The 9,679-nt window shown below is 67.9% G+C and carries 9 protein-coding genes; 6 read left to right on the forward strand and 3 right to left on the reverse strand.

Annotation, left to right across the window (positions count from 1 at the left end):
* The first annotated feature begins 5 nt into the window (after positions 1-5).
* The 4 genes from AC3WQZ_RS30760 (at position 6) to AC3WQZ_RS30775 (ending at position 3,780) form a co-directional block, all read left to right on the forward strand.
* On the forward strand, positions 6-1,151 hold the full coding sequence (locus AC3WQZ_RS30760) for an acyl-CoA dehydrogenase family protein (RefSeq protein ID WP_231881461.1): 1,146 nt from the start codon (positions 6-8) through the stop codon (positions 1,149-1,151).
* Positions 1,123-1,923 carry an enoyl-CoA hydratase/isomerase family protein gene (locus AC3WQZ_RS30765; protein WP_234788085.1) on the forward strand — a complete coding sequence of 267 codons (801 nt, stop codon included), beginning with the start codon at positions 1,123-1,125 and terminating at the stop codon, positions 1,921-1,923. Before AC3WQZ_RS30760 ends, AC3WQZ_RS30765 begins: the two co-directional genes overlap by 29 nt.
* A 45-nt stretch (positions 1,924-1,968) precedes the next feature.
* On the forward strand, positions 1,969-2,931 hold the full coding sequence (locus AC3WQZ_RS30770) for a tripartite tricarboxylate transporter substrate binding protein (protein WP_492301849.1): 963 nt from the start codon (positions 1,969-1,971) through the stop codon (positions 2,929-2,931).
* Between the two features lie 240 nt (positions 2,932-3,171).
* On the forward strand, positions 3,172-3,780 hold the full coding sequence (locus AC3WQZ_RS30775; RefSeq protein ID WP_492301851.1) for a TetR/AcrR family transcriptional regulator: 609 nt from the start codon (positions 3,172-3,174) through the stop codon (positions 3,778-3,780).
* Positions 3,781-4,043: 263 nt separating this feature from the next.
* Here AC3WQZ_RS30775 and AC3WQZ_RS30780 read toward each other — a convergent pair whose 3' ends face one another.
* The 3 genes from AC3WQZ_RS30780 to AC3WQZ_RS30790 all read right to left on the reverse strand — a co-directional run bounded on the left by AC3WQZ_RS30780 (position 4,044) and on the right by AC3WQZ_RS30790 (position 6,594).
* On the reverse strand, positions 4,044-4,664 hold the full coding sequence (locus AC3WQZ_RS30780; RefSeq protein ID WP_011617678.1) for a hemerythrin domain-containing protein: 621 nt from the start codon (positions 4,662-4,664) through the stop codon (positions 4,044-4,046).
* Between the two features lie 258 nt (positions 4,665-4,922).
* Positions 4,923-5,687 (reverse strand): helix-turn-helix domain-containing protein, encoded by a 765-nt coding sequence (locus AC3WQZ_RS30785; RefSeq protein ID WP_492301852.1) that lies wholly within the window; start codon positions 5,685-5,687, stop codon positions 4,923-4,925.
* Positions 5,671-6,594, reverse strand: a complete 924-nt coding sequence (locus AC3WQZ_RS30790) for a DMT family transporter (protein ID WP_010810985.1) — start codon at positions 6,592-6,594, stop codon at positions 5,671-5,673. Before AC3WQZ_RS30790 ends, AC3WQZ_RS30785 begins: the two co-directional genes overlap by 17 nt.
* Before the next feature lie 198 nt (positions 6,595-6,792).
* Here AC3WQZ_RS30790 and AC3WQZ_RS30795 point away from each other — a divergent pair, with 198 nt between their 5' ends.
* Positions 6,793-8,382: a DUF1800 domain-containing protein gene (locus tag AC3WQZ_RS30795; RefSeq protein ID WP_492301854.1), complete on the forward strand. Its 1,590-nt coding sequence runs from the start codon at positions 6,793-6,795 to the stop codon at positions 8,380-8,382.
* A 13-nt stretch (positions 8,383-8,395) separates the two neighbouring features.
* Positions 8,396-9,679, forward strand: a 1,284-nt coding sequence (locus AC3WQZ_RS30800) for a DUF1501 domain-containing protein (RefSeq protein WP_492301853.1), incomplete at its 3' end; no start/stop codon positions are given.

Raw genomic sequence — 9,679 nt, forward strand, 5'->3', positions numbered from 1 at the left:
ACAACATGATTGAAGAAACCGTCAAGCGACTGCTGGCCAACGAGGTGAGCCGCGAGCTGCTGACCGCTGTCGAGACCGGTGAATTTGCCGGCGCACTGTGGCAAGCCATCGCCGACGCCGGCATGACCAAGATTCTCTGCCGCGAGGCGCATGGCGGCATCGAGGCCTCGTGGCCGGAAGCGTTGTCCCTGTTCTACCAGGTCGGCTATACCCAGGCGCCGGTGCCGCTGTCGCAGGCGGTGGTGGGGCAGTACCTGGCATCGCGCAGCGGGCTGGACCTGGCGGCCGGCAGCGTGATTGCGCTGGCCGCCGGCGCGCAGACGCGGGCACTGGCACTGACCGGCAATGAGGCGGGGACGCCCGCCACCCTCACCGGCACGATGACAGCGGTGAAGTGGGCGCGCCATGCCCATTGGCTGGTGGTGGAGGCGGCAGGCCATGTCTGCCTGGTGGATGCCAAGGGGACTGGCGTGCGGGTGGAGCCAAAGGCCGATGCCGCATCGCTGCCGGCCGACACGGTGGTGCTTGACCATGCCCCCGTGGCGCATGTGCTGCCTGCTGGCATTTCCGGGCTGAGCCGGCCGCTGGAAGTGTTCTACGCCGCCACCACCGCCGCGCAGCTGACCGGCGCGCTGGATTACGCGCTGGACCTGGCGGTGCAGTATGTGAAGGACCGCGTGCAGTTTGGCAAGCCCATCGGCAAGAACCAGGCTATCCAGCAGCAGATCGCCGTGCTGGCCGGCGAAGTGGCCTGCAGCTACGCGGCTGCGGCCACCGCACTGCGCGATCTGCCCGCCATGCAGGAGGACAGCGCGCCCCAGGCTGAATTCAGCGCCGCGGTCGCCAAGGTGACGGCCAGCGACGCGGTGCGCACGGGTGCCTCGATTGCGCACCAGGTGCATGGCGCCATTGGCTTTACCTACGAATACCCGCTGAACTTTGCCACGCGGCGCCTGTGGGCCTGGCGTGCCGAGGCCGGCAGCAGCACCGAATGGGCAGAGCGCCTCGGCCAGGCGTTCATCCAGGCAGGCTCGGACCAGTTCTGGCCGCACCTGACCGCGCGCACCCTGCCGTCGGCGGATGCCCCGGCAACGCCGGCTGACCACCAAGCCCAACCCACGCATGCAGAAAGGACCGCCACCCATGTCTGAGACGCCGAACCAGGCCATCCTGACCAGCCGCGACGGCCATGTTGCCATCATCGAGCTGAACCGCCCGCCGCACAATTTCTTTGATGTGGAGATGATTGCCCGGATTGCCGACGAGCTGGACCGGCTGCAGGCCGACAAGACCTGCCGTGCGGTGCTGCTGCAGGCGGGCGGCAGCGCGTTCTGCGCGGGGGCGGATTTTTCGCGGCGCAATGGCGCGGAGGGGCGCAGCGCCTCGCGCATTAATCCCATCTATCTGGAGGCACTGCGCATCTTCAGTTTCAGCAAGCCGATTGTGGCCGCCATCGAGGGCGCGGCCGTGGGTGGCGGCCTTGGCCTGGCGCTCGCGGCGGACTTCCGGGTGTCATGCGCAGAGGCCCGGTTTTCGGCCAACTTCAACCGGCTCGGGATTCACCCTGGCTTCGCGCTCTCTTACACCCTGCCGGCGCTGATCGGCAAGCAGATGGCGGCGTGGTTGCTGTACACCGGCGCCCGCGTAGATGGCGCCCGCGCCAGTGAGCTGGGGCTGGTGGACTTCATCGTCCCCGAGGCGGAGGTGCGCACCGCCGCGATGGCACTGGCCCGGGAAATGGCCACTTCATCGCCGCGTGCGTTGCAGTCCACCCGCCAAACCTTGAAGGCGGACTCGCTCAGCCACATCCGCAACGCCATCTCGCGCGAGAGCGCGGAGCAGGCTACCCAGTTTGCGGGGCCGGACATGGCCGAGGGCGTGAAGGCCATGGCCGAAAGGCGGCTGCCGGTCTTTGAAGACTGAATCCGGCCAAGGCCAAACCATTTCGATATACAGGAGACAAGCACCATGCAACGGAGACAATTTGGCGCCACGCTGCTGGCGGGCGCGGCAGCGTTGGGTTTCCCCTACATCGCCCGGGCGCAGGGCAAGGCGATTCGCGTCATCGTGCCCTTCACGGCGGGCAGCGGCTCGGACGAGGGCGCGCGCTTTTACGCGGAGCTGATCGGCAAGGCGCTGGGACGCTCCATCGTGGTCGAGAACAAGCCGGGGGCCAGCGGCCTCATCGCCGTGCGCACTGTGCTGGCGGAGCCGGCGGACGGCAACACCATCCTGCTGGGCAGTAACTCGCTGATCGCGGTGAACCCGGTGATGGTGAAGGACCTGGGCTACGACCCGTTCAAGGACCTGTTGCCGCTGCACGGCCTGGCGATCTCCGCCGCCGCTTTTGTGGCCGGCAACGATTCACCCTACAACAGCATTGCGGATGTGGTGGCCCGCTACAAGGCCACGGGCAACCCGATCTCGATCGGCAATTATTCCGAAGGCTATCGCCTGGTAGGCGAGTGGCTGGCGCAGGTAACGGGTATCAAGACCACGCCCGTGCCGTACAAGGGCGGAGCGCCCATGGTGACGGACCTGATCGGCAACCGGCTGGACATCGCCCTCAACGACATCACCGGCATCGCCCCCATGGAAAAGGCCAAGAAGCTCCGCGTGCTCGCGATTACCGGCGGGGCGCGCGACAAGCTGTTGCCGAATGTCCCGACGATGAAGGAACTGGGCTATGCGGACTTTGAATCCTACGTGTGGTCGTCCTTCTCGATGAAGGCCGGCACCCCGCAGGACAAGCTCAAGGAGCTTGCCGCAGCGATTTCCGCCGCGCAAGGGACCGAGGCGGCAAAGGCATACCAGTCCAAGCGCGCGGGTACCTTTTTGAAGAAGGCGCTCGGCGAATTGGGGGAATTCCAGCGTGCGGAATACCTGCGCTTCAAGGGTGTGGCGGAAAAAGCCAATATCCGGCCGAGTTGAGCGCCTGGCCTTACTGCTGCGCCGGAAACTGCGCACGCAGGGCCTTGTGTCGACGCAGTTCTGAAAAGTGGCCCGTTCGCTTCGGTACAATTTGGGCGCCGTGCAGCTCCGCGTGAACAGACCCATATCCTGTTCAACGCAGCCACAACGGCGCCATGGACCATTACCACTGCTTCGAGACATAGCCGGCCGATCCATGCATCGGTCGGCGCGCCGCAGGCGACATATCGCTCACTACCTATGAAACAGCAAACCAGTCGCACCCAGGAGCAACGGCGTGAGGAGTCTGTCAGCCGTATGGTGCAGGCCGCAATCGAGCTGATTTCTGAAAAAGGCCTCGCCGGGCTGACGATGAATGAAGTCGGCACCAAGGCGGGCTATAGCCGCGGCCTGGCGCACAATCACTTCGGCTCCAAGGAAAAGCTGCTGGAGGAATGTCTGGAACAGCTCTCGCGTGAATTCAATGCCCAGCGCAAGAAGGACGGCAGCGATACCCGCGGCATTCACGGCATCTATTCGCTGGTGGACGCCTACACCCAGCGGCCGGAAAAAGCGGTCAACAGTATCCGCGCGATGTTTTTCATCGTGCTTGACTCGTCCGTTGCCGACTCGCCGCTGCATGGCTTTGTCCACGACTACAACGAAAAGAACATGGCCTACGTCGAGTACAAGCTCAACGAGGCGAAGACCCTTGGGCAGATCCGGGCGGACGTGGACACAAAATCCGCGGCCTTCATCCTGATGAGCCTGCTGCGCGGTATCTCCGTGCACCGCCTGAACCGGGCTTCCATGGACCCTGCAGCCGTGAAGGCGGAAATCCTGCGGATGATCGGGGAGTGGTTGCTATAGAAGAACCATCGTCATGGCGATGCTGAGGGTGGGCTGAGGGCACCGGCGCCTCGGTCCACGACGCCCTGCGCCGGCACTCGAGCGAGACCGGCGAGACGGTGCTGCTGGGCCGCCAGAGCGGCAAATAGGCTGCAATACCTGTCCGTCATTGCTGTTGCCGGATGCCGTTAAAAAGCCCGGGACGGTTTCTGCCAGGGCCAAGACACTCGCCGCAGGCATAAGTTCTGAGCCGAGGCCCGGCAGTGCCGCGAAGCGACCGACGTTCAGTGCATGGACGCGTTCGCTTCACTGTCGATCTGCTTGCGCAAAGTCGCGAAGCGCCTCTCCACATTGGCGCCGAATAGCGGATCGGCACTGGCCGGATCGATGGCGGCGACCTCCGCCCAGTCCGCTTCGGTCAGGAACCGGGCGGCGCGCGGCATGACCTGTTTCTCCTCGGTGGACAGATGGTTGCGGTAGTACACCAGGTACATGGCGGCGGCCGCTTCCAGTGCCGCTCGCGAGGTGACCACCTCGCTCTGGGCTTCACGCAGGCGGTCGAGCAATTCCGCGCCGACTGTGGCGATCACGCGATGTTCCTGCAGTAACCGGCTGATGATGATCCGCGTGCCGGGATCCCGGTCCACGAGCAGCGCGTAGGCAACATCCTCACGGGGGTGGTGCACGCAATCGCCATAGTTGCGCAGGTATTGGATGATCGTGGCCATCAGGCCGTAGTCGGGCTGCTCGCCCTGATGGAAGGTGCTGACCTGCTTTTCCAGCAGGTCGAGCATTGAGGCGAAATGGATATGGTCGGTATGCCAGGCGGCAAGCGGTGTCGGGCCCGGGGTGGAAAGCGCGGCGGAAGGTGAAGTTGGAAGCGAGGTGGCTAGTGGGGTGGCCATGGCGCCCTCCTGGGAAACTGGGCAAGCAGACCGTTGAGTCCGATGCGATATCGGGACTCGCGGGGCCCTATTGACACAATAGCTTCCCTGCATGATCTGAGTCTGACGCAGATCAATGCGGCGCTAAGCGCTCGGATCTCGCAAGGGGCGGAAGCCTTATACGCCGCACGTTCAACCTGCGCCGCCCTCTAACTCGCCTCGACGCGAGAGGGTCACCACGGTTAGTCCGGTGCCAGAATCGACTACCGCGCAGGCAGGCTAGCCGCGTGCGGCCGCCCGCCACGCCCCGGGCGGCTGCCCGAAGCGCCGCGTGAAGCTGCGCGTGAAGGTGGTCTGGTCCGGGTAGCCTGACGCCAGCGCGATCTCGGCCAGCGGCAGCGTGGATTGCGTCAGCAGCTGCAGCGCGCGGTCCAGCCGCAGCCGGGTCTGGTAGCGGTGCGGGGTATCGCCGAAGGCCTCGGCAAACAGGGTCTGGAAGCGCCGCACGCTCCAGCCGAAATGCCCGGCGACTTCCGCCACGCGCAGTGGCGCGGCCAGGTTGGCGCGCAGGTAGGCATCAACGGCCATCAGCGGGAATACCTGCTCGTCGCCGGGCATGCCGAGGCAGTCCGCCAGCGCCGCGGCCAGCGTTGCCGCCAGGTGCCAGTCGGTCTGCGGCCCGCGTGCTGCTGCGGCGGCGCGCCATGCCGCCAGCGCGCGCACGCGGCTGCCGAAGGCGCCGTCCAGCGGGAACGCGCGCGGGCGCGTCATCAGCCGCGCGGGCAGTGCCACCGAGCGCGCCGGGAAGTCCGCCACCAGCTGCAGGTTGCCGTCCAAGCCCAGGAATTCATGATGGCTGCCGGCCGGCACGATCAGGCCGGTGCGGTCGTCCACGCGATAGACGTGGCCGTCGATCTCCAGCTCGGTGGCGCCGGCCAGACCGAACAGCAACTGGTGGTAGCCGTGCTGGTGGCCGTCAGGCTGCGGGCGGTAGCGCCGATGCTCGACCAGCGGCGAGGCTTGGGGTTCAGCGGGCTTCGGCATGCCGCAACCTGCCAGGGGTCTGGCACAGCCAGACGCCCGCGCCGGCCACCGCCATGCCCAGCGCCTGCACCGCATCCAGCCGTTCGCCGAACAGCAGCCAGGCCTGCAGCGCGGCCAGCGGCGGCGCCAGGAACATCAGCGCCGCGGCATTGGCGGCCTGGCCACGCCGCACCAGGCTGACCAGCAGCCAGGTGCCGGCGCCCGACAGGCCGATCGCCGCCCATGCCAGTCCGGCCCACAGCGCCACGCCACCATGCCAGTGCAGCGGCGCGTCGGCGGCCTGGATCGCCACCATCGCGGCGGCTACCAGCATGGCGCCCAGGTTTTGCCAGGCGGAACTGGCGCGCAAGTCACAGGCGGCGATGGCGGGCTTCTGCAAGAGGGTTCCCATGGTGATGGAGACAATGGCCAGCACGCCCAGCAGCACGATCCAGGGCGACAGGGCCGACGCGGCCGGGTGAATGCCGGCCTGCATCGCCGGGGCGACCACCAGCGCGACGCCGAGCGCACCCAGCGCCAGGCCCTGCCACGTCCGCCTGGAAGGTAGCTCCTTCAGTAGGGGGATGGCAAGCAGCGCGGTCAGCAGCGGCTGCAGCGCGCCTAGCAGGGCCATGATCGTCGGCGGCAGGCCCCTGGCCACGGCGCCGTAGCCGGCGCACAGGTAGATGCCCTGCATCAGCGCGCCTGCCAGCAGGTGGCGCGGCGCCTCGCGCAGCGGCGGCCAGGCCGCGCGCGCCGCCAGCGACCAGGCCACGAACATTAGCGCCGCCACGGCAAAGCGGCCCAGCAGGAACAGGCTGGTATCGGCCAGCGGCACGATGGCCTTGCCGACGATAAAGCCGGTGGACCAGATCAGGACAAAGCCAACGGTGGGCAGCCAGGCGGCAGCGGACAGGGGGCGCGACATGCAAGCAGGCGTTTCCGCCGGGGGCGGGATCGGAGGGACAGAGCGCAAGGCTAGCCAGGCAGCGCGCCGCTGTCTTGGCAAATCCGGCAATCGGCGTGCTGAAAGCACTGGTAACACTCCGGCGGCGCCTCCGGGTCAACCAATGTGCGCTTGCCACGTAACATAGTGATGTTGATCGAACAGGGCGAGGAGCAAGGCATGAATCCGGCGCAGCATTCGAGACAATCCGGCCGGGGCGCGCTCGCCGCCTGGCGGGCCGCCGCGGCACTGGCACTGGCAGCGTGCCTGGCCGCCTGCGCCCAGGTGCCGGCCGAGGCTGGCGGCAGCACCGCCGCCACCGACCTGCGCTGGCTCAACACTGTCACCTACGGCGCTGACCAGACCACCCTTGGCGACCTGCGCCGGCTGGGCCGCAAGGGCTTCCTCGACCAGCAACTGACGCTGCCGCTGGCCGATCCGCCCGAACTGGCGGCCGTCATCGCAGCCTTGCCCAACCTGCAGGCCGATGCCGCCGCGCAGATCCAGTCCGCACGCGACGCCCGCCAGCGCATCGACGCGCTGCCCGACGACGACAGCAAGCAGCAGGCCCGCCAGGCGCTGAACGCGCAGGGCCGCGAGATCGTGGCCGATGCCGCGCGGCGCCACCTGCTGCGCGCGCTGTATTCTCCGGCGCAGCTGCGCGAGCAAATGACGTGGTTCTGGATGAACCATTTCAACGTCTACTCGGGCAAGGGCCAGGTCCGGCTGCTGCTGGCCGACTACGAAGAGCGCGCCATCCGCCCGCACGCGCTGGGCCGCTTCCGCGACCTGCTGATGGCCAGCGTGACCGCGCCGGCCATGCTGGTCTACCTCGACAACGCCCAGAGCAGCGCCAACCGCATCAACGAGAACTACGCGCGCGAGCTGATGGAGCTGCATACCATGGGCGTATCGGGCGGCCCCAGCGGCTCCCGCTACACCCAGCAGGACGTGCAGGAGCTGGCGCGCGTGCTGACCGGCGTGGGCGTCAACCTGCGCGGCACGCCGCTGCCGCGGCTGCCGCCGGCGCGCGCGGGGCTGTACCGCAGTGAGGGTTTGTTCGAATTCAACCCCGCGCGCCATGACTTCGGTGCGAAGACGCTGCTGGGCCAGCGCATCGAGCCGGCCGGCTTCGACGAAGTGGCGCGAGCGGTGTCGATCCTGGCGCGCGAGCCGGCCACCGCGCGCTTTATCAGCGCCAAGCTGGTCGCCTATTTCATCGCCGACAACCCGCCGCCGGCGCTGGTCGAGCGCATGGCGCAGACCTTCACGTACACCGATGGCGATATCGCCGCGGTGCTGCGCACCTTGTTCCTGGCGCCGGAACTGGACCGGCAACTGGCGGCGCCCACGCGCAAGTTCAAGGATCCGATGGTCTATGTGGTGTCGTCGATGCGGCTCGCCTATGAAGGTCGTCCCGTGACCAACCTGCGCCCGGTGATGAACTGGCTGAACCAGCTCGGCGAGCCGCTCTACGGCCACGTGGCGCCGGACGGCTATCCATCGTCGGAAAGCGCGTGGGCCAGCTCGGGCCAGATGGTGCGGCGCTTCGAGATCGCGCGCGCGATCGGCTCGGGGCCGGCGGGATTGTTTGCCGGCGATGGCGCGAGGCCGCGCGGCGCGCGCTTTCCGATGATTGGCAACAAGCTGTACTTCGACACCATCGAAGCCACCCTTGGCCCCGCCACGCGCGCCGCGCTGGGCCAGGCGGAATCGCAGGCCGAATGGAATACCGTGCTGCTCGGCTCGCCCGAGTGGATGCAGCGCTGACAGGGAGCAGACCATGCAACGCCGACAATGGCTGAAAACGATGGGCGGCGCCACGCTGGGGCTGGCCCTGCCCGCCATCGCCTCGCGTGTCTATGCGCTGCCGGCGCGGGCCGATGCGCGCTTCCTGCTGGTGTTCCTGCGCGGCGGCTATGACGGCACCAGCGCGCTGGTGCCGGCCGGCAGTGATTTCTATTACGCCGCGCGGCCCAATATCGCCATTCGCCGCCCGCCCGCGGCCGGTGCGGACGCTGACCCCAACGCGGCAGTGGCGCTGGCGCCGGCTTTTGCCGCCGACAGCGCCGCGCGCGGCATCGGCGACTGGGCGCTGCACCCGGCATTGGCCGCGACCATGCTGCCGCTATGGCAGCGCGGCCAGTTGGCCTTCGTGCCGTTCGCCGGCACGCACGACCTGTCGCGCAGCCACTTCGAGACCCAGGACGGGATCGAGGCCGGCTTGCCCGGCGAAGGCGAGGACCGCAAGTCCGTGGCCGCGCTGCGCGGCAGCGGCTTCCTGAACCGCCTGGCGCAGGCCATGGGCGGGCAGGCCGCGCCCGTGGCCTTCACCGACGGCCTGCCGATGGTGCTGTCCGGTCCGCGCGACGTGCCCAATGTCTCGCTCAAGGGCAGCGGCCGCACCCCGTTCGATGCGCGCCAGGCGAAGCTGCTGGCGCAGATGTACCGTGGCACGCGTTTCGAATCGCTGATCGATGAAGGCTTCGAGCTGCGCGAAACGGTGGCGCGCCAGGCGCAGCCGCAGCCCGGCATGTCAGGCAACGACGCCGGCACCATGGCCGCGCGCATGCAGGAAATGCAGGCCGCCAACCGCCGCTCGCTCAGCGCGCGCGGTTTCGAGGTCGAGGCCCGGCGCATGGCGGGCTTGATGCGCGAGCGCTTCAACCTGGGCTTTATCGACGTGGGTGGCTGGGACACCCACGTCAACCAGGGGGGCGCACAGGGGCAACTGGCCGGCCTGCTCGACAACCTCGGCCGCGGCCTGTCTGCTTTCGCCGCCGAGATGGGTCCTGTGTGGGACAAGACCACCGTGGTGGTGCTGTCCGAGTTCGGCCGCACCTTCCGCGAGAACGGCACGCGCGGCACCGACCACGGCCACGGCACCGTCTACTGGGTCGCGGGCGGCACCGTGCGTGGCGGCCGCATCGCTGGTGAGCAGGTAGCGGTGGAACAAGCCACGCTCAACCAGAACCGCGACTGGCCGGTGCGCAATGAGTACCGGGCGGTGCTGGGCGGGGTCTTCCGCAGGCTGTACGGGCTCGATGAGGCGCGGCTGGCGCAGGTG

It is taken from the genome of Cupriavidus sp. FW305-26, assembly GCF_058787975.1.

Excerpts from the sequence above, each read along its gene's own strand:
- AC3WQZ_RS30760 (WP_231881461.1), top strand. The coding sequence starts at position 6 with ATGATTGAAGAAACCGTCAAGCGACTGCTGGCCAACGAGGTGAGCCGC.
- AC3WQZ_RS30770 (WP_492301849.1), top strand. The coding sequence starts at position 1,969 with ATGCAACGGAGACAATTTGGCGCCACGCTGCTGGCGGGCGCGGCAGCG.
- AC3WQZ_RS30785 (WP_492301852.1), bottom strand. The coding sequence starts at position 5,687 with ATGCCGAAGCCCGCTGAACCCCAAGCCTCGCCGCTGGTCGAGCATCGG.
- AC3WQZ_RS30775 (WP_492301851.1), top strand. The coding sequence starts at position 3,172 with ATGAAACAGCAAACCAGTCGCACCCAGGAGCAACGGCGTGAGGAGTCT.
- AC3WQZ_RS30790 (WP_010810985.1), bottom strand. The coding sequence starts at position 6,594 with ATGTCGCGCCCCCTGTCCGCTGCCGCCTGGCTGCCCACCGTTGGCTTT.
- AC3WQZ_RS30795 (WP_492301854.1), top strand. The coding sequence starts at position 6,793 with ATGAATCCGGCGCAGCATTCGAGACAATCCGGCCGGGGCGCGCTCGCC.
- AC3WQZ_RS30780 (WP_011617678.1), bottom strand. The coding sequence starts at position 4,664 with ATGGCCACCCCACTAGCCACCTCGCTTCCAACTTCACCTTCCGCCGCG.
- AC3WQZ_RS30765 (WP_234788085.1), top strand. The coding sequence starts at position 1,123 with ATGCAGAAAGGACCGCCACCCATGTCTGAGACGCCGAACCAGGCCATC.